We start from the raw sequence: 24,176 nt of genomic DNA, 5'->3' as shown, positions 1-24,176 counted from the left end.
TTATCTGAGCTTGTGCGAAATGAGGTTCATGAACTCCTCGCGGGTCTGAATTTGGGTAAGAAAGGCTCCCGTAAAAGCGGAAGTCGTTGTCGCCGAGTTCTGTTTCTCGACGCCGCGCATCTGCATGCACATGTGGCTCGCCTCGATAACGACAGCCACCCCGAGCGGGTTCAGCGCCTCCTGTATGCAGTCGCGAATCTGTACCGTGAGCCGCTCCTGCACCTGCAACCGCCGGGCGAAGCAATCCACCACCCTCGGTATCTTCGAGAGGCCGGTGATGAAGCCGTTCGGAATATAGGCCACATGCGCTTTCCCGTAGAACGGCACCAGGTGGTGTTCGCACAGCGAGTAGAGTTCGATGTCCTTGACGACCACCATCTGTTTGTACTCTTCCCGGAACTTGGCGGAGAGGAGAATGTCGATGGGCTCCTGGTCGTAGCCCTGGGTCATGAACGACATGGCTTTGGCCACGCGTTCCGGCGTCTTGAGCAGCCCTTCGCGGGCGGGGTCTTCGCCGAGGAGTTCGAGGATGGCTTTATAGTGTTCGGCCAGCCGGGCGATCTTTTGTTCGTCGTATTCCATAAAACCTGTCGGAGAGAGATTACGCCGCCGCGAAGAGAATCAGCAGCTGGGCGGTCAGAATGCGCAGGAACATGGTCAGCGGATAGACCGTTGCATAGCCCACCGCGGGCAGGTCGTTCCCCGCCACGGCGTTGGAGTAGGCCAGCGCAGGCGGGTCGGTCATACTGCCGGACAGCAGCCCCGCGAGGGTGAAGTAGTTGATTTTGTAGAACAACCGGCCGACGATGCCGACGATCAACAAGGGCACCATGGTGATAATCACGCCGTATCCGACCCATTTGTATCCGCCGCCGTCGACGATGGTCTCCACGAATCCTTCCCCCGCACCGAGGCCGACCCCTGCCAGGAACAACGCAATCCCGATCTCGCGCAGCATGAGGTTGGCGCTCATGGTGGTGTAGGTGACCACTTTATACTGCGGCCCGAAGCGGCTGATGAGGATCGAGACGATGAGGGGCCCACCCGCCAAACCGAGTTTGAGCGGTTGCGGAATGCCGGGCAGCATGATCGGAATACTCCCGAGCAGCACCCCGAGGAAGATCCCGATGAAGATCGGAATGAGGTTCGGTTCGCGCAGCCGACGCATGGAGTTCCCCAAGACCTTGGTCGCCTCGGCCACTCCGATCTCGGTACCGACCATGGTCACCCGGTCGCCCATCTGGAGATGGAGGTTCCGATTGGCTACCAGATCGACCCCGGCCCGATTGACCCGCGTAATATTGATCCCATACGTGCTCCGCAACCGGAGGTCGCCCAACCGTTTTCCGTTGAGCTCCGATTTGGTGATCATCACGCGGCGCGAAACGAACTGGCTGTCCAGCTTCTCCCACTCTTCGAAAGCCATGTCGAGCTTATGCCCGAGGAACGCCACCAGCGCATCTTCATCTTTGTGTGCCGCGATCACGAACAACTTATCACCCAAGTTCAGCTCGGTGTTGTTGCTGGCGATCTCCGTACGTCCGTCTTTCTGGTGGCACACGCGCGAGATGACGAATGTCCGGTCGATCAGGCTCGAAATATCGCCCACCGTCCGCCCGGCAATGGTCGGATTCTCCAGCACGATCGAGATGCGCTGCGCCCCCGCGTCGTCCTGATCGCTGTGGTTGGCCGCCGCAGCCTCCTTGTCCAGCCGAATGCGGAAAATCAGCCGCAAAACCATGATCGAAACGATAATCCCGATCACCCCCAGCGGATAAGCCACGGCATAGCCCAGCGGAATCGACGGATCGCTGACGCCTTTCATATCGGTATAGGCCTGCTGCGCCGCCCCGAGTCCCGGGGTATTGGTCACGGCTCCCGACAGCACCCCCACCATGGTGGTAATCGGAATGCCGGTCACCACGTGGATGATATAAGCGATGGCCACCCCGATCAGCACGATCGCCGAGGCCAGCATATTCAGCGTAAAGCCCCCCTTCTTGAGCGACGAGAAGAACCCGGGCCCCACCTGCAACCCGATGGAGTAGACGAAGAGAATGAGCCCGAACTCCTTGACGAAGTGCAAGGTGGTCGGGTCGATGCGCATGCCGAAATGGCTCAATGCGATGCCGACGAAAAGAATCCAGGTGACGCCCAGCGAAATGCCGGCGATTTTGATCTTCCCGAGCGCGATCCCGGCAGCGATGACCAGCGCGATCAGCAGGATCGAATGGGCCACGCCGCCTCCGAAAAAGAGATTATGTATCCACTCCATAAACTTTCCGAAATTAAAGAGGGGACAAAGGTACGCTTTATTTTGATTCGGTATACCGATTTTCGGCCCGAAAACGCGAGAGGCCGAATCCCGCCGCCCCGCCCCCGGAACCGCAGCATCCGACCTCTGTCGAAAATCGTGTGCGTCCGAACGCCGAACGCCCTATCTCAGGTACTTTTCATACCAATCGACCTTGCGCCCCGTGCTCACCCGGCCGTTTTTCTGCATCTTGCCGACCTTGAGCTTGATCCCTGCCGTGACCGCTCCCGTAAAGCCGTATCCGCCCTCGACGAAGAAGCAGAAATTACCCTTCCCCATCTCGACCCCCACCGGCGACACCTGCCAGCCGAAGATCGCCTTCACGGTCTGGTCCTGGTCGATCGACACCCACCGATTCCCCACGCCGAACCCGATACCCGCCCGGGTGTAGACCGACAGCCAATTGTTCCGCACCCAGTTGATCCGCAAGTTGGGCAACAAGGTGAACCAGTCGTCCTTCTGTCCGCCCGAGATGTCTTCCGATCCACGCACGCAGGGCTGCCACCCCTTGCTGTGCGAATAGACGAACGGCACGTTGAGCTCCAGCCACGGCGTGATCTCGTAGTTGATCCCCAAGCTGACCGTCCCGAAGCAGCCGGTCACCTTCGACGGCGGATCGACCACCGTAGGCGAGTTGTTCTCGACGAACGGAAAACGTTTGTTGGCATAGCTGGAGTTGGCCGTAATCGGCGAATAGCCGTAGCCGAAAGTAACCGCCAACCGGCTCCGCCGGATTTTCTGAGGCTGGACATAGACCTTTTTGCCGGTCGAATCCACGACCCGCGGCGTGAACGGCGTCACGACCCGCTGAGCATACGCCTCGCCGACCGCCGCAGCCCCGACTGCGGCCAGAGCAAGAAGCATTGATTTAAATCTCATGATATTTATAAGTTTGAGTTGCGTTTTGAATATCCCAAAGATAGCATTAAATTTGAACTTTATTGACATCCGTCATAAATAAATATCGCCTGCGGGATGCGCCGCCGCTCGAAAAGCCGGGGACGACAGGGAGATGAGCCGGCCGGTCGCCTGTACGGGAAACGATGTGCCGCCGCCCGCTCCGGCGGGCCGAAAGGCGCGAATGAAATAGCAAGAAAATGGGAAAAATTATTCTGACCGGCGACCGCCCCACGGGACGCCTCCACTTGGGACACTACGTAGGTTCGCTGAAACGGCGTGTCGAACTGCAAAACTCCGGCGAGTTCGACCGCATCTACATCATGATCGCCGACGCGCAGGCGCTCACCGACAACGCGGACAACCCGGAAAAGGTGCGGCGAAACATCATCGAAGTGGCTCTGGACTACCTCTCGTGCGGGATCGATCCGACGCGGAGCACCATCTTCATCCAGTCCCAGATTCCGGAGTTGTGCGAACTGTCGTTCTATTATATGAACCTGGTGACCGTCTCGCGTCTGCAACGGAATCCGACGGTGAAGACCGAGATCAAGATGCGCAACTTCGAGGCGAACATTCCGGTGGGTTTCTTCACCTATCCGATCAGCCAGGCGGCGGACATCACGGCTTTCCGCGCCACGACCGTTCCGGTGGGCGAGGATCAGGAGCCGATGATCGAACAGACGCGCGAGATCGTGCGGCGGTTCAACTCGATCTACGGGCCGGCGCTGGTGGAGCCGGAGATTCTGCTGCCGGAGAACGCGGCCTGCCTGCGGCTGCCGGGGACGGACGGCAAGGCGAAGATGAGCAAGTCGCTCGGCAACTGCATCTACCTATCCGACAGCGCCGAAGAGGTGGCCAAGCGGGTCAAGACCATGTTCACCGACCCGGGGCACCTGCGGGTCGAAGACCCGGGGAAGGTCGAGGGGAATACCGTATTCACCTACCTCGACGCTTTCTGCCGACCGGAGCATTTTGCCGCTTACCTGCCGGAATATGCCGGCCTCGACGAGCTCAAAGCACACTACCGGCGGGGCGGACTGGGCGATGTCAAGGTCAAACGGCTGCTCAATGCGGTGCTGGAGGAGACGCTGGAACCGATCCGCGCCCGGCGCAAGGAGTACGAGCAGGACATTCCGGAGGTCTACCGCATGCTGAAGCGGGGCAGCGAGGCGGCTCGCGAGGCGGCGGCGGCTACGTTGGCCGATGTGCGGCGGGCGATGCGCATCGACTACTTCGACGACGAGGCTCTGATTGCGCAACAGGCGCAGGAGTATCGCTAAATCTATCGGGAAAGATTCAATCCTTCGTACCATGATGACGAAACGCATACTCTCAATCATATGGCTGAGCTGCGCGACGACGGTCGCCGGGGCTCAGGGGACGGCGGTGACGCTGGATGCGTGCCGGCGGGCGGCTGTCGAACGGTCGCCGCTGAGCGCCCGCCAGACGCTCGTCGGCGAGAAACGGAAGGCGCAAGACCGGGCGACTTCGTCGAGCCTGCTGCCGCAGTTGGAGATTCAGGCACAGGGCAGCTACCAGAACGAGGTGCCGAAGTTGCCGACGGACTTTCCGCTGCCGGTGACGATGGATCTGCCGAAGGATCAATACCGGGCCACGGTGGAGCTGAATCAGGTGATCTACGCCGGACACAGCGTGCGGAACACCAAGCGTCTCCATGCGGCGACGGCGGAGGTCGAGACGGCGTCGTTGGCCGTAGAGCTCGACCGGCTGCGCGACCGGATCAATCGCACCTATATCGGCATTCTACTCACGGAAAAGCAGCTGGAGGTCAACCGGTTGATGCGCGAGACGCTGGAGTCGAGCCTCCGGGCGGTGACGGCCCGGATGGAACAGGGAATGGCGACGGGAGCGGAACAGGCATCGCTGGCGGCGCGGATGCTGGAGTTGAACCAGGAGCGAATCGCGCTGAGCGGCGAGCGGGCCAAATACATCACGGCATTGGCGGAACTGACGGGGATGGAGATCACGGAGCGGACGCATTTCGAGATACCGCCGGTTCCGACGGAGGGGATTCCGGACGGAGAGGCGGCACCGTTTAAGAAACGTTCGGAGATGAAGCTCTACGCCGAACAACGCAACCTACTGGAGGCACAAAACCGGATGTCGAACAGCCGGTCGAACCCTCAGTTATCGCTCTTTGCGAGCGGGGGGTACGGACGTCCGGGGTACGACCTCTTCGACCGGAATTTCGCCCCGATGGCGATCGGCGGATTGCGATTCCGGCTGCCGCTGACGAGCTGGGACGCTACGCAAAAAGAGAAGAAAATCAATCGGGTGGCCGGTCGGGACATCGACCAGCAACAACGCGATTTCGAACGTAACGTTTCGATCGAGGCGGCGCAATATCGGGTGCAAATCGAGCGGTTGCAGGAGACGATACAACTAGACCCGACGCTCGTCGAGGCCCGAAAGGTGGTTCGCGAACAGGCCCAGGCGCAGTTCGAGCAGGGGGTGATTACGGCGACGGAGTACCTGACGGAGTTCAACAACGAGGCGGCGGCGCGGATCAGCGCCGAGGTGAACGCCTTGCGGCTGGTCGAGGCGTGGATCGCTTATCAGGCAGTGCGGGGGATTTATAACTGACACGTATTCAAGCAGAAGACTATGCAAAGCATCTTTTCGAACCGAATTTTAGCGACCGCAGCCCTATCGGCGGTCGTGGCGAGCGGGCTGACGGCTTGTCAGCGGGGGCCGGAGCCGGACGCTTACGGCAATCTCGAAACCGTGGAGGTGATCGTTTCGGCGGATTGCAACGGCAAACTGCTGGAGTTCAACCTCGAAGAGGGGAGCCGAGTGCATCGGGGCGAAATCGTCGGATGGGTGGATACGACGCAGTTGGTGTTGCAGCGGAATCAGTTGCAGGGAGAAATCGCGGTACTGCGGGCCCAGCTGCCGGAACGGGAGAAACAGTTGGACGTGGTGCGCGAACGGTTGGCTAAGGTGCAACGCGAGTTGGCGCGCTACACGGCGCTGGCCGAGAAGGACGCTTCGACGCGGCAGCAGGTGGACAATCTGCATTACGACGCGGAAATCCTTCAGAAACAATTGGATGCGGAGCGTTCGACGCTGGACATCCAGACCCGGACGCTGCTGGCGCGGATGGAGCCGCTCCGGCAACAGATTCTCCAGGTGCAGGATCGGATCGACAACGCTTACGTGGTGAATCCGATTGCGGGGCGGGTGCTGGCGAAGTATGCCGAGCGGTACGAGCTGGCGACGATCGGCAAGCCGCTCTACAAGGTGGCGAACCTGGATACGATGATTCTGCGGGCGTATATCGAGGAGCCGCAGTTGGCTGCGATTCGGCTGGGGCAGGAGGTGACGGTGCAGGTGGACAGCGTTTATGTAAAAAACGGCTTCCGGATGCCGGGTCGGATCGGCTGGATTGCGGATCAGGCGGAATTTACGCCCAAAGTGATCCAGACGCGCAGCGAGCGGGCCAATCTGGTCTATGCGTTGAAAATTTACGTCCCGAATCGGGACGGTGTATTGAAAATCGGCATGCCGGCGGAAGTCTATTTCGACCCGCATACTCTGGCAGCGCAGGAATAATATTGTCAAACGACTGTGCGCCCCGGGCTTCCGCTACCACGCCTCGGGCGAGCCAGGCAGCGTCGGCTACAGCGGCTCCAGCAGGGCTTCTACAGTCAGCGATTTCAACGGCATGGGCTTAAGTTTCTACTCGCAGCACCTCTACCACAGCGGCGCGGACTACCGCGCCCGCGGTCATCAGTTGCGTTGCCTCTCGGAATAAACGGTGCCCACGGGCACTCCGAAATGGCAGCCTCTACCCTAATTCCTAATGGGCAACCTCTACCCCAAATTTTCCGAGGCGCGCTCGAATAGGAACAGAGCTCTGTCCCTCACCCAACGCATCACAACAGCCGCACCGTCTTCGCATCTTCCCGCAGCCGCATCGCATCGAAATCGACGCCCGTCAGCAGCACCGCCCCCGGACGCTTCCCCGGTTCGAAACTGCCGATCTCATCGCCGAACCTCAACGCCCGCGCGCCGTTCAGCGTCGCCCACTGCAACACCGCCGCCAAGGGCAACGCCGGATTGTGCGCACACAGCCACTTCATCTCCTCGACCATCGACAGCGACCGATTCGACGACAGACTGTCCGTCCCCAGCGCCACCCGCGCACCCGCTTCGTATAACATCTGCGCAGGCGGAAAATCGGCATCGATGTAGTAGTTCGACCGCGGACAGAGCACGAACGTCACATCTTCGAAATACCCCATAATCAACTCCATATCCTGCCGCCGCATCTGCGTGTTGTGGATCAGAATCAAGTGCGCCTCCCGCGGCAACGACCCGACGAGCCGTTCGGCATGTCCCCCGTAAGCCAGGAAATCCGGTTCCCGGCCCGCCGAAGCGGAAACCAGTTCGAAAATCCCTCCCTTGCGATCGAAAAAATCGACCTCGGCGGGCGTCTCCATAAAGTGGATCGACATCAACGGCGAATCCGCCGCCCGTTTGAACAGTCTGTCCGACATGAAATAGGTGGAGTGCTGCGTCGGCGTCACCGGCAGCCCGGCCCGATCGGCAGCCGCCACCACCGGATCCACCGAACGACGATAGAAAGCCTCCGCCTCGTCGTCCGCCGGCAGGCCGAAAAATTCGGCAAACGTATGGTATCGGGTCCTCCCCTCCGTCTTGGCCTTGACTTTAGCCGGAAAAGAGGTCGTGTCGTTGCTGATATCCCCCACCGCCTGAATCCCTTCGCGCCACATCGACAAATCCTCTTCGATCGCCCGCTCCTCCTGCTCCTCGCGCGAAAAGTCGTTCCGCCGCGAGACCACATTCCGGATAAACTCCACCATCCCCACCTGCGACGGAATGGCCCCCTTGAAACAGGAGAGTTCCAGGTGGCAATGGGCATTGGTCATCCCCGGAATCAGAATGCCGTTGTGGTACTCCGTCTGCGGCAGCGAGTCGATCCGGTCGCACGACTCCACGCCGAGCACCGTCCCGTCCGCCGCGAACCGAACCACTCCGTTGCGCAGCAGCGTTCCGTCAGAGTCGAGGAGGTACGGAGCCGCTACGCTTCGCCAAACTGTCGAGGTACTGTTTTTCATAATATTTCTCCAAATCGGACGGGAATCCGGTCAGCCGTTCGAGCCACGCCGCCCGCGCCTGAACCACCGGCAGCACATAGGTCAGCCGGACTCCGGTCAAATAACATGTGTCGGGCCGCTGGTCTTTCCGCAAGGTCTCCGAAATCGAGACGGTCAGCCGTTCGACTCCCGTCGCCACCCGGATCTCGCCCTCATACGGAACCGTATCTTTCGCCACCGGCAGCCAGAAGGTATTTTCCGCCGCATCCCCGTCCCGCGAAACGCGGCGCGCACGAACGGATTTCGTATAAGACCGGGCATGCGAACCCGTCGAATACCTGAAACTCAGCCGATAGAGCCCCTTCGGCACCACCGAATCGCCCTTCTCGGAACGTTGCGCATAGACGAACCGATAGCCGTCGAGCTTCCCCCGCAACACCGTATCGCTGCGGAAAACCGTGTCGGAGGTCATCTGCTGGGCGATCGAGTCCAGATGCAGCTGATGTTTGTAACGCGCCTCGGCCACCACGCTGATCGCCTTGATATCGGCGGCCACTTCGCCCAGGATATTGGTCAGCGGATTGCTCTTCCGCATGGCCATCTCGCGAACGGTGAAGCGGAAGTCCTCCAGCGTATAGCCGTACTGCCCCAGCACCTCACTGTACATGTCGAGCGAGTCGAGCGGCCGGAAACGCCGTTCGTCGCGATCCTGCTGGATGATCGACTGTCCGATGAGCGTCTCACGGATGATCGCCCGCATCTCCTGCTCGGGAATCGCCCGCGGCCCGCGGTGACAAGCCGCTGCAGCCCACAACGCCACTGCTATGAGAATATATTTTTTCATTTTCGTCCTATAACGCCTGCGGCCGTCGCCGCACCGATGGCCGTCCCCAGCAACAAGACGCCGAACCCGACCGCCGCCAAATCCGCCGCCTCGATCCGCACGGGATAGGCCTCCATGAGGAATGCCTCGCCGACCATCCGGATGAGCCCCCACCGCTGTTGCGCGAGCGCAAACCCGACTCCGAGCGCCAGCCCCAGCCCTACCCCCACCGCCGTAATCCACGCCCCCTCCCACGTAAACACCCGCCGCAACAGCCCCGGCGTGCCTCCCATGGCGAGCAGCATCTCCCGGTCGCGCTCCTTGTCGGCCGCCAGCATGACGACCGTCCCCACCAGGCTCAAAGCCGCGATCAACACGACGAACATCAACAGCAGATAGATGATCCACTTCTCCTGCGTCACCATGCGGTAGACGGTCTCTTTCTGTTGGAAACGGGTTTTCACGTCGAAATCGTCTCCCGCCACTGCCGCCACCGCCCGCTGTCCCCGCTCGGGCGACATCCCCTCCGCGAGCCGAATCTCCAGCGAAGTCCCGCGCCCCTCGCCGATTCCGGTCAGCCGCCGCGCCAAAGCGATCGGCACAAACAGATAACGCGAGTCGGTCTGCTCGTCCAAGGCATAAATCCCCGCGGGTCGAAGCGCGGCAGTGCGATAGAGCGACACCGGCAGGAACGAAGCGGTCGCACCGCCGCGTCCCGGCCGGATGGCATAGACCTGCACGGGCTCGATCAGCCCCCCCGACAGACCCAAGGCATAGGCCACCCCCTGTCCGAAGACCCCCTCGTCGAGATCGCCGTGCTGCAACCGGTATTGCCCCTGCACCAAGCGCCGCTCGATCGGTATCACCTCGTGGTAGAGGCTGTCCACGCCGCGCATCGCCGCAATCCACTGCCGTCCGCCATGGGTCAGCAGGACGTTCTGCTCCGCCACGACACTGACGGCTGCCACCTCAGGCAGAGGCTCGATCCGCGCCCGCAAGGCTTCGGCGTCGAATCCGCTCCCCGTCCGCGGCGTCACGCGCAGTTCGGCGTCGAACTCGCTGTACATCTCCCGGATAAAGTCGCTCAGCCCGTTGTGGAACGAGAGAATCACAACCAGCGCCATCACCGGAACGGCCACAGCCACGACGCTCACCCCGGCGATCAGGTTGATGACGGCGTGGGATTTTCGGCTGAAGAGGTGCCGGCGGGCGATGAATGACGAGAGCATATCCGGTGCAAAGATAATAAAGGTATTTTCAGCGTCTCCGTCTCCGGGTTAGTGGGCGTCGAGCCAGCTGACGCCCGCGTCGGCTTCGACCAGCAGCGGCACCGACAGCTCCGCCGCTCCGGCCATCGCCTCGGTCAGCAGGGCGGTTACCGCCGTCACCTCGCCCTGAGGCACCTCCAGCACCAGTTCGTCGTGCACCTGAAGGACGATCCGCGCTCCGCTCCCCCGCTCCCGCAGCAGCCGATCGACGTCGATCATCGCCATCTTCATAATATCGGCCGCGCTCCCCTGAATCGGGGCGTTGATGGCGTTTCGCTCCGCCAGGGAGCGGGTCACGGCATTCCCCGACCGGATGTCCGGCAGATACCGCCGCCGACCGAAGATCGTCTCGACATATCCCTGCTCGCGCGCCTCAGCCACCACGCGGTCCATATACTCCTTGACCCCCGGATAATGGGTGAAGTAACCGTCGATCAACTCCTTCGCTTCGCCGCGCGGAATCCGCAGCCGCGTCGCCAGCCCGAAGGCCGAGATGCCGTAGATGATCCCGAAGTTGGCCGTCTTGGCGCGCCGACGCTGTTCGCGGGTCACCTCCTCCGGCGCAACGCCGAAGACCCGGGCCGCCGTCGCCGTATGAATGTCCTCGCCGTCGAGAAAGGCCTGCCGCAAGGCCGCATCCCCCGACAGATGCGCCATAATGCGCAGTTCGACCTGCGAATAGTCCGCCGAGACGATCACATGGCCGTGGTCGGGCGCCGTAAAGGCCTTCCGAATCTCGCGCCCGACGGCGTCGCGGATCGGAATGTTCTGCAAGTTGGGATTCGTGGAGCTCAACCGCCCGGTGGCGGTCACCGCCTGGTTGAACGAGGTGTGTATCCGTCCGGTCTGCGGGTCGATCAGCTGCGGCAACGCCTCGATGTAGGTCGAAAGCAGCTTCTTCAGCCCCCTGTATTCCAGAATCTTCTCGATCACGGGATGGTTCGCCGACAGCGACTGGAGGTACTCTTCGTCCGTCCGGTACTGTCCCGTCTTGGTGCGCTTCGGTTTCGGGTCGATCTTCAGCCCCTCGAACAAAGCGTCGCCCAACTGTTTGGCGGAATTGACGTTCAGATCGGGCACGCCGGTCGTCTCGCGAATCCCGGCCTCCAACTGCGCCGCCTCGACGGTCAGCACCGCTCCGGACTCGCCCAGAATATGCCGATCTACGAAAACTCCGGCAAACTCCATCCGCGCCAGCACCGGGATCAGAGGAGCCTCGATCCGACAGTACAGACCGGTCTGGCCCGTCTCCTCCAGCAGGGGCCACAACTTTTCGAAGAGCTGCCACGTGACGTCGGCATCTTCGGCCGCATACTCCGCCACCCGAGCCGGATCGGCGAACAACATGGAGGTCTGCTTCGCCCCCTTGCCGATCAGGGTCTCGATCGGTACGGGATCGTACCCGAGGAATCGCCGCGCGAGAAAATCCATCCCGTGCCGCGCCTCGGGATCGAGCAGGTAGTGGATAATCATGGTGTCGTACAGCGTCCCGCGGACTTCGATCCCGGCGGCGTGCATCAGGACGAGCATATCGAACTTGATGTTCTGGCCGATTTTGCCGATCCGGTCGTTTTCGAACACCGGTTTCAGAGCGGCCAGCACCTGTGCCCGCCGCTCCGCATCGGGCGTGGACACCCAGAAAGCCTCGTGGGCGGCGACCGAAAACGAAAGCCCCACGAGTTCCGACCGCAAAGGCTCGATCCCCGAGGTTTCGGTGTCGAAACAGAACTTTTCCGACCGGCCGAGCAGAGCCACGAGTTCCGCCAACTGTTCCTCGGTCTCGACGATATGATAGGTATGTTCGGTCGTGGCCAATGTCTGCAAACCGTCGGAAGCGACCAACGCCGCCTCGTCGGCCTCTGTAGGGGTCGGCGGCACGACCATCTCGGACAAAGGCGAGACCGCCGCCGCAGTATCGGTTTCCGGCACGGAGTCGAAGAGGGACATCTGGCCGCCGAGTTGCGAATAGGGTTTCGGTTTGCCGGGCTTCTGTTTGCTGAGCGACGGCAGGGTCTGGGCATGCAGTGCGCTGCTGTGAAAGAGCCGGCTGTCGACGTCGCGCAACAGGAGGTTGAAGTTATGCTCGATATAGATGCTCCGCAGCGCGGCATAGTCAGGCTCTTCGAGCTGCAAGGCGGTCGGATCGAACTCGATCGGGACGTCGAGCCGAATGGTGGCGAGCACTCTGGAGAGTCGCAATTGCTCCTGATTTTCCAGCACGGCGGCCCGCAGTTTCGGGGTCAATTCATCGGCATGCGCGATCAGGTTCTCGACGTCGCCCCACTGGGCGACCAGTTTCCGCGCCCCCTTCTCGCCCACCCCAGGCACACCTGGAATATTGTCGGAGGCGTCGCCCCACAAGGCCAGAATGTCGATCACCTGTTGCGGATCGGCGATGCCGTAGTTCTCGCACACTTTGTCCAACCCGACGATGTCGATCCCTTCGCCCCCCTTCGCGGGTTTGTACATGCTGACGTTCTGTTTGATCAGCTGGCCGTAGTCTTTGTCGGGGGTGACCATGAAGACGTCGTACTCGCCGCAGCAGGAGGCTTTATGGGACAAGGTGCCGATCACGTCGTCGGCTTCATAACCGGCCACCTCCAGAATAGGGATCCGCATGGCCTCCAGAATCGCTTTGATGTGCGGCACGGCGGTGATGATATCTTCCGGCGTGGCATCGCGGTTGGCTTTATAGAGGGGGTAGAGGTCGCGCCGGAAGGAGCCTCCCGGCGGGTCGAAAGCGACGCCGAGGTATTTCGGCTGCTCGCGGACGATCAGTTCGTTGAGGAATTTGGCGAAGCCGAAAATGGCGGAGGTGTTCAGCCCCTGGGCGTTGCGCATGGGACGGCTGATAAAGGCGTAGTGGAAACGGAAGATCAGGGCGTAGGCGTCGATCAGGAAGAGTTTCTCCATCGTGCTGGTTTACGGTTTATCGGGAATTATCCTCTGCCCGCCAGGTGGCATGCGATTTTTCGGTTTCGTAGAGTCTCAGCTCGGCGAGCTGCACACCGCGGGGCAGCTCTGCGGCGATCTGACCGGCGAACCGGATGAGCATCTGTTCGCAGGTGGGCTGGTAATCGACCAGATAGACGCGCTCCCACTTCTCCCGCACTTGTTCGAGCAACCGCAGGTTCTCGGGGGTCTGTCGCAGCACGAGGGCGTGGTCGTAAGGCTCGACGACGAGCCGGTTGACGATGCGTTTCAGGTCGCCGAAGTCCATCACCATGCCGTATTTCGGATTCTGAGGGTCGTCGCAGGGTGTCCCGGACACGGTGACGAAGAGTTTATAGGAGTGACCGTGCAGGTGTCGGCACAATCCGTCATAACCTTCGAGGGCGTGGGCCATCTCGAACGAAAATTCCCGTGTCAATCGTATCGTCGTCATATTTTGCTATTGATAACCCGTTCGGTTTACCGTGTCTACCCGCAGGGAACCGTACCTTTTCTGAAGAAAAGGTACCCAAAAGACTTTTAGTTAGCTACGCTACTCCTTAGGCTCCGCAGTCCTCAGTCTCTGCGATTGCTTTTGGGTCGGGGTTGTAAGCGCGCAATAAGGTTTAGCTCGCATTAGCGCGCTACAACTCCCGACCCAAAGTAGAGTCCGAGATCTGGGCCGCCGGCAGCTTGAGGATGCGTAAGCATCCTCTAAAGTTTTTCTGGTTCTCTTTGTGAACAAAGAGAACAGTACCCTCCTGGACAAAGACAGATAAATGAACGGTTAAAATCACTGCGGTCGTTCCGAACGGATAAAAAGCCTGAGAGCCACCCCCACTAATAACACCGCCATTCCCCCCAATATCCCCAGCGGCAAGACCATATCCGCCACCGGTTGTCCCTTGAGCATCAGCCCCTTGACCCCCTCGATAAACCACGTCGCCGGCACACACCGACAGACCCATTGCAACACCAGCGGCATGTTGGCGATCGGAAAGATGAAGCCCGACAGCAACACCGTCGGCAGGAAAAGCCCCAGCAACGAGCCCGTGAGCGCCGACTGCTGCGTCTTCACCAGCGACGAGATCAGCACCCCCAGTCCGATCGCCGCCAGAATGAACAGACCGCACAACAACGCCACCCCCCATCCGCTTCCGTAGCACGGCATGTCGAACACCCAAATCCCCAGACACATAATCATCCCCGTATTGATCGCCGTCAGCAGAAAATAAGGCACCACTTTCCCCAGCACGATCGTCCGGCCTCGCAGCGGCGACACCGTCAGCATCCGGAGCGTTCCCGTCTCCTTCTCGCGCGCCAGCGTCACCGACGTCATCATCGCCGCCACGATCATCACGATCAGCGCAATGACCCCCGGCACGAACATATAGGCCGACTTCAGCTCCGGATTGTACATCATCCGCACGTTCGTCCGAACAGCAAACCCCGCCTCAGCACCACCCGCAGCCACCGCCGCCGCGTTGAGCTCCGCATTCAAATCCGCGACGATCGCCGTCGCATAGCCGATCACCGTCGTCGCCATGTTCACATCCGACGCATCCGTCACCAGCTGCACCGTCGTCCCTCCGTACCGCCGCGCATCCGAGCCGAAACCCGGCGGAATCACCACCACCATTTTCACTACTCCCCGCCGGAACACCTCGTCGATCTCCCCGTCGCTCCGCACCTTGGCCACCACCCGAAACCGACCCGCTGCCTGCAATTTATCGACCAGCCTCCGGGCCAGCGGATCGCCCTGCGACCCATCCAGCACCGCCACCGGCGTATGGTCGATGTCGGTCGAGATGACATACCCGAAAAGCAGCACCAACGCCAGCGGAATGACGAACAACATGACCAGCGTCCTGCGCTCGCGCAGGATGTGACGCCACTCTTTGGCCACGAAACTCCAGAAAACGCCGTTCGTCATCGCCGTCGGGTCAATTTTTCAAACAAATCATCCATATCCGTCGCCCCGTGCTCCCGCATCAACACCGCAGGACGATCCAGCGCCTTCATCTCGCCGTCCGCCATAATGAGCGTCCGGTCACAATAGAGCGCCTCGTCCAGATAGTGCGTCGTCACCAGCACCGTCGTCCCCTCGCCCGCCGCATCGAGGATCAGTTCCCAGAACCGTCGCCGTTCCAACGGATCCACGCCGCCCGTCGGTTCGTCCAGAAAGAGCACCTCGGGCCGGTGGAGCATCGCTGCCGCCAGCGCCGTCTTCTGCTTCCACCCCGGCGGCAAACCGCGCACCGGCAGGCTCCGCAGCTCCTCCATTCCGAGCCCCGCACACAGTTCGTCCATTCTGGCCCGCAGCACCCGCCGCCCGAGGCCGTAGATCGCGCCGAACAGTTGCAGGTTCTCGCCCACCGTCAGATCGTCATAGAGCGAGAAGCGTTGGCTCATGTATCCGATCCGCCGTTTCACCCGCTCCGGTTCCCGCACGGCGTCATATCCTGCCACAACGGCTCGTCCCGACGTGGGCTGCAACAGCCCGCACAGCATCCGAATGGCCGTCGTCTTCCCCGCTCCATTAGCTCCCAGAAAACCGAACACTTCGCCCCGCGCGACGGCGAACGAGAGGTCTTCCACCGCCGTGAAGTCGCCGAAACGGCGCGTCAGATTTTCCGCTATGATGGTTCTTTGCTCCATGTGTTTACCATGCCTCCTCCGCCTCTTCCTCCCCGTCGCTCTCCGAAAGGGACGTGAGCCGGATAAAAAGGTCTTCGACCGTCGGCACGATCACCCTTATCGAAACCCGCTCCGCCTCGATCCCCTGAGCCCGCAGATAGCTCGCCACCGTCTCGCTCCGCAGCCCCGGCAACGGCACGTTCAGGTGGATTCGGTCTCCGAACGAGTAACAGCCGCCCGACAGCGACCAGCCGCGCAGCAATTGCAACAGCCGCGCATTCAGCGCCCGATCTCCCCCGGCGATTTCGTAAAGCGTTCCGCGATAGTGTGCAGCCACCTCCCCCGGCGCCAGTTCGTCGAGCACAATGCCCTCGTGCAGCAACGTGATCCGGTCGCACCGCGCCGCCTCGTCCATGTACGAAGTCGAGACCAGAATCGTCTTCCGCCCCTCCTCCGCCAGCGTGCGCAGCGCCTCCCAGAACTCGCGCCGCGACACAGGATCGACTCCGGTCGTCGGTTCGTCGAGCATCAGCACCTCCGGGTCGTGCACCATGGCGCAGCAGAGCGCCAGTTTCTGCTTCATCCCTCCCGACAGCTGTGCGGCCGGACGCCCCGCGAAGGGTTCCAGCTGCCGCCAGATGTCGCCCATCAGACTTTCGATGTCACCGGCCGACCGTCCGTAGATGCGGGCGAAAAAGTTCAGGTTCTCGCGCACCGAGAGGTCGCCGTACAAGGAGAAGTTCGACGGCATGTATCCCACCGTCCGCCGCACCGCCCGCCACTCCGACCGGATGTCGTATCCCCCCACCGTCGCCTCGCCCTCGTCCGGTCGCACGAGGGTTACCAAAATGTCGAACAGCGTGCTCTTCCCCGCTCCGTCGGCGCCGATCAGGCCGTGGATCGTCCCCCGTTCGACCCGCAGCGACACCTCTTCCAGGGCGACCGTCCCGTCGCCCCAAGTTTTCGATATGTCGCGTGCCTCGATCATGGTACAGGTAAAGCCTATTTCTCCGATTTCGCCGCCGGTCGGGCCAACGGATCCCGCCGACTCTTGGTCACCACAAAATCTTTCAGGTAATAAGGCTCATAATAAGCCACATCGGCGAAATCGCCGGCTCGATAAGCCTCCTCGGCCAGTGCCACCAGCCCGCGGGCCGACGACGCGATCCGCACGAAAGTCGCCGCGGGCAACAGCTCGGCACACTTCTGCGCCCCGTTCCCGAACACCAGCAGTTCGCGCCCCGCCGCGAGAATGTCGGCAAAGCTCTCTTCGGTCAGGATATGCGCCCCCGTCTCGCCCAGCGGCCGCAACCCGGTATCGAACAATCGGGTATAGACCTCCATCCGCCGGGCGTCGATCATCGGAGCGAGCACCGCCGTCTCGGGCCGTTCGATCCGCACGATCCCCGCGCGGGACTCCTCCATCGCAATTGAGGCCAAGGCCTGCAACGAGTCCACGGCAATCAGCGGCCGCCCCAGCGCATAACAGATCCCCTTAGCCGTCGAAACGCCGATCCGGAGCCCGGTATACGAGCCCGGCCCACCGCCTACGGCTACGGCATCCAGCTCGTCGGCGTCCATATCGTTCCCGCGGAGCACCTCTTCGATGTACAAGGCCAGATTGTTGGCATGCGCCCGCCCCTCGCCGCTGCTCTCGCGCAACGAGATCATCTCGCCGTCCTTGGCCAAGGCCACCGAACAGACCTCTGTCCCGGTCTCGATGGATAGAATCAGTGCCATATAACTATATATCTTTCAATCAGATTCCGAACTACTTATCCGCCACCGCGTCCGCCGCCAGCGAAGCGGTCGTCCGCACCGTCATCCCGTCGTTCAGTTTTTTAGAGATGGCCAGGAAAGGCGCGCTCACCACCCAGACCGTCGTATCCAGCCCCTCGGCCTCCACTTCGATGAACTGGCGATCCTGAATGCCCGTCTTCACCGGCTTCATCCGCACACTCGAGCTGTCTGTCTCATAAAGGAACAGCACCTCTCCGCCTCCCGCCTGAGCGCGCGAGGTGACCGCCTGGATCGGCACCGACAACGCCCGCCGTGTCTCCGTCCGGATATCCACCGAAGCGGACATCCCCGGCCGGAACGGCGATCCGCCACCCTCCGGCACCAGATCGGCATACGACTCCGGAAGGATATAAATCCGCACCTCGAAATTGGTGGCCTGTCCCGAAGCCGCCGTTCCCGTAGCCGTGTTGGCAATCCGGGTCACGATCCCGCGGAACTGCCGCCCCAGATAGGCATCCACCTCGACCACCGCCGTATCGCCCAATTCGACTCGCACGATGTCGTTTTCGTTCACATCGGCACGCACCTCCATCTGCGACAGGTCGGCGATCCGGAGCATCTCCGTCCCGGCCATCGTCGCCGTCCCCACGACCCGCTCGCCGAGCTCGACGTTCAGCTTGGAGACCGTCCCGCCGCTCGGCGCAAAAATCGTGGTCTTATACAGATTCTCAGCCGCCTCCTTGAGCGAAGCCTCGGCACTCCGGATGTTGAACTCCGCCGTCCTCACCTGCGCCTGAAGGGCGCGATACTGCGCTTCGGCGTTCTGGAAGTCGGCTTCCGAAATCGCCTTTTGGGCGAACAGCTGCCGCTGTCGTTCATAGGTCTGTTCGGCCAGCGCCAGTTGGGCCCGAATCTGCTCTAATTGTGCCTTCGAAGAGTTGAGCGTAGCTTCGGCCCGCTCCTGCATCGACTGATAGGTGTCCGGCTTGATCTTCAGTAAGAGCCTCCCTTTTTCGATCCGCTGTCCCTCCTCGACGTTCAGTTCCACGATTTCACCCGATACGTCGGGCGAAATTTTGACTTCGGTCACCGGCTGCACGCGGCCGTTGGCCGAGATCAACTCGACGATCGTCCGCACCTCCGGCCGCTCGACGGTCACCGCCTCGGGCAGCGGACGGCCCCACCATCCGCTCTGTTTGCCGACTATCCAGAAGACGAGCACCAACAACAATCCGCCCCAAATAATCAGTCTCCGTTTGCGTTTGTTTTTCTTCGCCATATCGTCTGTTTCGTTTTATCGTTTTCGCTCTGTGCTCCGCCGTCGTTACAGGGTTATCTCGACGCCGCGGTAGAAATCCAGAATCTTCATTTTGAAAATATAGTCGTACCGGGCCTGCAACATCAAGGACTGGGCCTCCGCCAGATTATTCTGGGCCACGTTGTAGTCCACCGCCGTCGCCGCCCCGGCATCGAATTTCTGTTCCGTATTTCTGAACGCCTCGGCGTTCGAAGTCACGCTGCTCTCCGCCGAGCGGTAGCGTTCCCACGCCCCTCTGGCATCGCTCCAGGCCTGTTGAATCTCTTTGTAGAGCTGATTCTCGGCCTGTTTGACGGCCAAATCGGCGTTCCGCAGCCCGATTTTCGCTTTCCGCACGTTGTTCCGCACGTTCAGCCCGCCGAAGATCGGCACTGACAGGCTGAACTGCAACGCCGACGAGGCGTTGTCGTCCAACTGTTCGAAAAAGGGATATTTCGTATAGTACGGCGTCCCGTCTGCCCCCAGTTGCGGTTTGAGACGGGCGTCCGACCAGCTGCTTCCGTAGCTGGCGCCGAAGCTCAGCGAGGGATAGTACCGTGCCCGAGCCAACGCCACATCCTGTTCGGCCATTTTCCGCTGCCATTTGACGACTTCGATGCGCGGCAGCTTCAAGGCCATGCCGTAAATTTCGCCGACTTCGCGCAGTTGTTGGCCGTCCATCTCAGCCGCCAACACGGCGCTGTCGGGCACCGCTACTTCGAAATCGGGCACGTCACGCAGCTCCAACAGCTGGGTCAAGGTCAGCACGGAGTTGACCCGCTGGTTCCGATAGTTCACGAGATTATACTGCTCGGCCGCCAGCTGCGCCTCGAGCTCCAGCCGATTGCCGATCGGCAGGGAACCGGCCTCGACCAATTGGGTCGTCCGTTCAATCTGCCGTTCGAGGATGGCCACGCGGTTCTCCGAAACGGCGACCTGCTCTCTGTTATAGAGCACTTGCAGATAAGCCGCCGCCACGGCGATCGTAATTTCGTCCTTGATCCGTTCGACCTCCTGCACCGAAGCGGCCAGACTGAATTCCGCGCGCCGCAGGTTGTGCAATTTTTGCATTCCGGCGAACAGATTGGTGCTCAACGACAAACTCCCGCTGGCGTTCTGCACGGTCTGCCCCGAGACGTAGTTATAGGTAGTCGGGTCGAGCGACCGGCCGAACGAGGCGTTGTACCCGATCCCGGCGTTCAGGTTGGGCAGGTAGTTGAGTTTGGTTTGCAGGTGATCGACGCGGGCTCCCTCGACGAGATTCCATCCCTGTCTCACCTGGAGGTTGTGCTCCACGGCATGGCGGATACACTGGGCAATATCCCACGTTTCTCCGCCGAACACGGGCATCGCCCCGAGCATCGCTCCGGCAACTGCCACAACCATTCGGCAACGAATTTTCATCTTCCGATAACGATTATAATTACGCAAGATAGGCATTTTTATCGTTCCTGCGGTACAAAAAGCGGATTTCGACGGAAAATCCGCTCCGAGCAGCGCACCCCGGGCTACCGCGACTATGGACGCACGGGCTGGGAAGGCATAGCAAGGCACATCGGCGACTACGGGTACAGCTGGTCGTCCACATCTTACGATTCGGGCGACCTCTATCGTGGCCAGGACTTGAATTTCGGCGTGGCATACCTCTACACCAGCAACGCGCACTACCGTGGCCACGGTCTTCAGTTGCGGTGCCTCTCGCACCCACAGGGTGTTTTCCTGGCCGCCTCGGCCTAAAAACTGACAACCTCTACCCCAAACAACCGGCCAGCTTTACCCCTGTTTGCGTTTTGAACTGATTCCTGCGGTTCGAAGAACGGAGCCTCCCGCAGCGGAGGCCCGCAACTCACGTTGCTTTAGGCCCCGCAAGCTTCGACCCTCAAAAGCACTCTCCCCATTCACTGCCCCTTTCTGTGGGATCCGTTCTCAGTCTTAGTAGTTCGCCGCCAGCGGGGGCGCAACGAGCTCCGACGAATTGCAGCCCTCCGCCTGCCGGGGCGGCGGACTGCGCGGCTCAAAGAGCCGCAGAAGCAGTGCTTTGTTCGCCGTCCCATTCTGTTAAGTTCGGCCTGTCGCCCACTCCCCCGAGGCGCTCCGCGCCTGGGCGACAGAGCCGGCGACCTAAAGGTCGCAACAATTCCGGCACCAGCACTGCCCCAATTCTGTCAGGTTCGGGCAGCGCGCTCCCCGGGTGGGCCGAACGGCCCAGCACGCAGGCCCAGCGGTTCGAAGAACCGCAAAAGCACGCCCCATTCTGCGGAGTTTGTTTTCGGCCGCAGCCAGCGGAGAACGAAGACGGAGCGCAAGCGGAGTATTTCGGCCCTCCGCATCCGAGGGCTGCGGGCCGACCGTTGACACGGGGACTTAGCTATTCGCTCGCGGCCCAAAACATAACCAAGAGCACGGCCCAACTCACCGCCCAAATTCCAGCCCAAAACTCAGCCCAGCGCGGCGCGAAAACCGTTTTCGGTTTTCGCGCCCGAAGAACAAGCAAAGCCCAAAGCAGAACCCAGTTCTCCGCCCCGTGTCCGCCTCACTGCGGCTCCGCTATCGCTCCGCCGCTGCCGCTCGGCACTTGAAAGATGGCCGGGGCTACTCCTAGTCCCGTCGCCCGCGGCAATTCTTGCCGGATTGGCCAAGCGCCAACCGGCAGAATATGCCATCTTAAGCGGGCGGGCGACAGAGCTTTGCGCGGAATCGAACTTTTTCGCGCGCCTGGGCGATTCATTCTCTTTCGGCTTGTCGCCGAAAGAGTTGAATCGCTTCTTTAGGCGGGGCGCGCGTTTTAGTTTGAGGAAACTGCGCTCGGGCCGCGCGGGCCCCACGTCCCGTGGACGGGAAATACTGCGTTTTGCGGCGGCAATCTCAGACCAACTCTTTGTTCCGTTCTCTCTTCGCGCACTTTGAAAATCTTGCCAAAACGCGCAAGCGTATTTTGACGATTTCCCTTCTAAGGCGTGGCGCGCGTCTGCCCTAAGGGAGGAGACTGCGCTCGGGCCGCGCAGGCCCCACGTCCCGTGGACGGGAAATGCTCACGCATTTCCACTACCAGCCTCGGCCCAACCTATTGTTCGCGCGCCACGCCCCGGCCCAATCTTTTTTTCGCGCTGCGGAGCTACCCCGAACCGCAACAAAAACAAAGGGCGATATTCCATCCGGAATATCGCCCCACAATAATTCGGCTGCAAGCCGTTATCCCTACTGCGCCGCCAATTCGCTCGCCAAAGCTTTGGCTGCCGCCACATTCCCCCCGGCAGTCACCTTCTTCAGCCATTCGATCGCCTTGGCGTTATTCCCTCGATTCTGGTAAGCAACCCCCAACAAATAGGCGATATTCGCTTTCTGAGCCTCATCCTGCTGAGCCGCATAAGCTTCCGCGCCGTTCGCCACCACGATGTCGTATTTCTTGAGGTTATTGGCCGTTTGGATCAGCAACAGACCGGCATCGGCATTCTCCGGAATCATCGCCGCATAAGCCTGCACCTTCTCGATATCACCCGCTTTGGCCGCTTCCGAAGCCGCCACCAACAGGTAGTTGTTCAAATCCGCCTGAGCCCCTTTAGCCTGCTCCGCGAATTTGCTGTTCTCGGCCCCCGCCGCAATCACCTGCCGGTAGAGCGCTACCGCCTCCTCCAACTTGCCCAGCTCGGCATACGATTTGGCCGTATAATAAGCCAACTGGATGTTACTCGGATCCTGCGCCACCCCTTTCTGGAAACTTTCGAGCGCTTTGGTATAATCCTTCGTATTGAAGCTGGCGATCCCCTGCGCCATATAGAGCTGTGAAATCGCACGTCCCAACTGCCGGCTCATCATCACATTACCTTGCAATTCGGCCAGATCCGCCGCTTTGGAAAAAGCAGCGATCGCCCCTTCCATATCCTTCGCTTTGTAGAGGTTGCTCCCCTTCTGCTGATAACAAGCCGGCAGCACCTTTTGCGCCTCAGCCACAATATCCGCCGCATCGGCCCCCACCTCTTGCCCCATCCGGATCACCTCTTCGAGCACCGGAATCGCCTGAACGAGCTGTTTGTTATTCAACAATTCGCCCGCCTCTTTCATCTTGAGTCCCACCTCTTCGACACTCTGCGCCGCCGCGCTGCCGATCATCGCCGCAGCCACGAGCACGGCGCTCCACATTTTGATTCGTTTCATTTTTACGGTATGTTTAGGTTAATATGTCGTCTCGAACGTCGCCCGCGAAGAGCGCGACAAGGACAAGTTTAGCGATTTTTTCGGAATTTTCAAAATGCAGAAACCATTTTCCGCTCCATGCCGCAAAGCGGATCAAAGGTTTCGAGCCCGCAACCGTGCGAAAAAATCGGTCATTAACCCGGCGCATTCGTCGTCCAAAATATCCGTCGTCACCTCGGTTTTCGGATGCAATAAGGTCTCGGAAACGGTCGTATAGCCCCGCTTCGGATCGGCCGCGCCGTAGACGAGCGCCCCGAGCTGGGCCCAACGCAGCGCTGCGGCACACATGGGACAAGGTTCGACTGTCACATAGAGGGTGCAACGATCCAGATATTTCCCCCCTAACGCAGCTGCCGCAGCCGTCAGGGCTTGCATCTCGGCATGGGCGGTGACGTCGTTCAGCGTTTCGGTCAGGTTGTGCGCCCGGGCGATGACGCGGTCGCGAGCAACGACCACTGCCCCGATCGGCACCTCCTCCCTGCGCAAGGCTTCGCGGGCCTCTGCCAAGGCCATCCGCATATAGGGTTCGTGATTCATCGAAGGTTCGTAAAGTTTTGCAAAGAGAACCTATATCATAGCAGAAATCCCTTGCCAATCATTCGATTGACAAGGGATTCCGTACCCGGAGCCGGGATCGAACCGGCACGGATCGCTCCATTGGTGTTTGAGACCAACGCGTCTACCAATTCCGCCATCCGGGCATCGTAGAGAAGCGCGCCGAAAACTACGCCAATGCGTTCACTTTCAGCTGAAGCGCGCTCTTCAAATTAGCCGCTTTATTGGCATGGATAATGTTCCGTTTCGCCAATTTATCGAGCATCGCCACCACTTTCGGCAACAGCGCCTCAGCAGCAGCTTTGTCGGTCGTATTCCGCAACGCTTTCACCGCGTTCCGCGCGGTCTTGTGGTAGTAACGATTATGCAACCGCCGCGTTTCGGTCTGCCGAATCCGTTTCTGAGATGACTTGTGATTTGCCATTATGTTTAAAAA

At 60.7% G+C, this 24,176-nt stretch carries 20 protein-coding genes and 1 tRNA gene; 3 read left to right on the top strand and 18 right to left on the bottom strand.

What is annotated here, in order from left to right; genetic code table 11:
- The 3 genes from folE to ACTO3O_RS00865 form a co-directional block, all read right to left on the bottom strand.
- Positions 1-582: a GTP cyclohydrolase I FolE gene (gene folE, locus ACTO3O_RS00875; RefSeq protein WP_294592607.1), complete on the bottom strand. Its 582-nt coding sequence runs from the start codon at positions 580-582 to the stop codon at positions 1-3.
- A 19-nt stretch (positions 583-601) separates the two neighbouring features.
- Positions 602-2,275, bottom strand: coding sequence for a putative transporter (locus ACTO3O_RS00870; RefSeq protein WP_297829246.1), 1,674 nt, complete (start codon positions 2,273-2,275; stop codon positions 602-604).
- A 162-nt stretch (positions 2,276-2,437) separates the two neighbouring features.
- Entirely contained in the window at positions 2,438-3,178 is a 741-nt protein-coding gene (locus tag ACTO3O_RS00865; protein ID WP_298080703.1) for a hypothetical protein, read from the bottom strand.
- 233 nt (positions 3,179-3,411) lie between these two features.
- On the opposite strand from ACTO3O_RS00865, the gene trpS reads away from it, so the two are divergent.
- The 3 genes from trpS to ACTO3O_RS00850 are packed head-to-tail and all read left to right on the top strand — an operon-like array spanning position 3,412 to position 6,787.
- The gene (trpS, locus tag ACTO3O_RS00860) at positions 3,412-4,494 is read left to right on the top strand and encodes a tryptophan--tRNA ligase (protein ID WP_294592600.1); all 1,083 of its coding nucleotides are present in this window, start codon (positions 3,412-3,414) and stop codon (positions 4,492-4,494) included.
- Between the two features lie 31 nt (positions 4,495-4,525).
- Positions 4,526-5,818 carry a TolC family protein gene (locus ACTO3O_RS00855; protein WP_297829252.1) on the top strand — a complete coding sequence of 431 codons (1,293 nt, stop codon included), beginning with the start codon at positions 4,526-4,528 and terminating at the stop codon, positions 5,816-5,818.
- Positions 5,819-5,839: 21 nt separating this feature from the next.
- The gene (locus tag ACTO3O_RS00850) at positions 5,840-6,787 is read left to right on the top strand and encodes an HlyD family secretion protein (RefSeq protein ID WP_297829255.1); all 948 of its coding nucleotides are present in this window, start codon (positions 5,840-5,842) and stop codon (positions 6,785-6,787) included.
- 323 nt (positions 6,788-7,110) lie between these two features.
- Here the strand turns inward: ACTO3O_RS00850 and ACTO3O_RS00845 are convergent, their stop codons facing one another.
- The 15 genes from ACTO3O_RS00845 to rpsT form a co-directional block, all read right to left on the bottom strand.
- Entirely contained in the window at positions 7,111-8,316 is a 1,206-nt protein-coding gene (locus ACTO3O_RS00845) for an amidohydrolase family protein (RefSeq protein ID WP_297829258.1), read from the bottom strand.
- Complete coding sequence (locus tag ACTO3O_RS00840) at positions 8,255-9,139, bottom strand: hypothetical protein (protein WP_297829261.1); 885 nt, start codon at positions 9,137-9,139, stop codon at positions 8,255-8,257. The genes ACTO3O_RS00845 and ACTO3O_RS00840 overlap by 62 nt, the downstream gene beginning before the upstream one ends.
- Positions 9,136-10,347, bottom strand: a complete 1,212-nt coding sequence (locus tag ACTO3O_RS00835; protein WP_297829264.1) for an ABC transporter permease — start codon at positions 10,345-10,347, stop codon at positions 9,136-9,138. Before ACTO3O_RS00835 ends, ACTO3O_RS00840 begins: the two co-directional genes overlap by 4 nt.
- Before the next feature lie 48 nt (positions 10,348-10,395).
- Positions 10,396-13,299: a DNA polymerase I gene (gene polA, locus ACTO3O_RS00830; protein ID WP_297829267.1), complete on the bottom strand. Its 2,904-nt coding sequence runs from the start codon at positions 13,297-13,299 to the stop codon at positions 10,396-10,398.
- 16 nt (positions 13,300-13,315) lie between these two features.
- A complete protein-coding gene (locus tag ACTO3O_RS00825; RefSeq protein WP_294592581.1) occupies positions 13,316-13,771 on the bottom strand; it encodes a 6-pyruvoyl trahydropterin synthase family protein in 456 nt (151 codons plus the stop codon).
- A gap of 339 nt (positions 13,772-14,110) precedes the next feature.
- On the bottom strand, positions 14,111-15,250 hold the full coding sequence (locus tag ACTO3O_RS00820; RefSeq protein WP_297829270.1) for an ABC transporter permease: 1,140 nt from the start codon (positions 15,248-15,250) through the stop codon (positions 14,111-14,113).
- Positions 15,247-15,975 (bottom strand): ABC transporter ATP-binding protein, encoded by a 729-nt coding sequence (locus ACTO3O_RS00815; protein ID WP_297829273.1) that lies wholly within the window; start codon positions 15,973-15,975, stop codon positions 15,247-15,249. The genes ACTO3O_RS00820 and ACTO3O_RS00815 overlap by 4 nt, the downstream gene beginning before the upstream one ends.
- A 4-nt stretch (positions 15,976-15,979) precedes the next feature.
- Positions 15,980-16,942, bottom strand: coding sequence for an ABC transporter ATP-binding protein (locus ACTO3O_RS00810; protein ID WP_297829276.1), 963 nt, complete (start codon positions 16,940-16,942; stop codon positions 15,980-15,982).
- Between the two features lie 14 nt (positions 16,943-16,956).
- A complete protein-coding gene (gene tsaB, locus ACTO3O_RS00805) occupies positions 16,957-17,694 on the bottom strand; it encodes a tRNA (adenosine(37)-N6)-threonylcarbamoyltransferase complex dimerization subunit type 1 TsaB (protein WP_294592573.1) in 738 nt (245 codons plus the stop codon).
- Between the two features lie 31 nt (positions 17,695-17,725).
- A complete protein-coding gene (locus tag ACTO3O_RS00800; protein WP_297829279.1) occupies positions 17,726-18,973 on the bottom strand; it encodes an efflux RND transporter periplasmic adaptor subunit in 1,248 nt (415 codons plus the stop codon).
- Positions 18,974-19,018: 45 nt separating this feature from the next.
- Complete coding sequence (locus ACTO3O_RS00795) at positions 19,019-20,377, bottom strand: TolC family protein (RefSeq protein ID WP_297829283.1); 1,359 nt, start codon at positions 20,375-20,377, stop codon at positions 19,019-19,021.
- Positions 20,378-22,189: 1,812 nt separating this feature from the next.
- Positions 22,190-23,146 carry a tetratricopeptide repeat protein gene (locus ACTO3O_RS00790; protein WP_297829286.1) on the bottom strand — a complete coding sequence of 319 codons (957 nt, stop codon included), beginning with the start codon at positions 23,144-23,146 and terminating at the stop codon, positions 22,190-22,192.
- Between the two features lie 132 nt (positions 23,147-23,278).
- Positions 23,279-23,722, bottom strand: a complete 444-nt coding sequence (locus ACTO3O_RS00785) for a nucleoside deaminase (RefSeq protein WP_297829289.1) — start codon at positions 23,720-23,722, stop codon at positions 23,279-23,281.
- Between the two features lie 82 nt (positions 23,723-23,804).
- Positions 23,805-23,886 (bottom strand) — tRNA-Leu (locus ACTO3O_RS00780).
- A 23-nt stretch (positions 23,887-23,909) separates the two neighbouring features.
- Entirely contained in the window at positions 23,910-24,164 is a 255-nt protein-coding gene (rpsT, locus tag ACTO3O_RS00775) for a 30S ribosomal protein S20 (RefSeq protein ID WP_294594838.1), read from the bottom strand.
- Positions 24,165-24,176: the final 12 nt, after the last annotated feature.

The sequence above is a fragment of the Rikenella sp. genome (genome assembly GCF_056799795.1).
The sequence above is the reverse complement of the archived record's forward strand: the minus strand, read 5'-3'. Positions and strand labels throughout refer to the sequence as shown.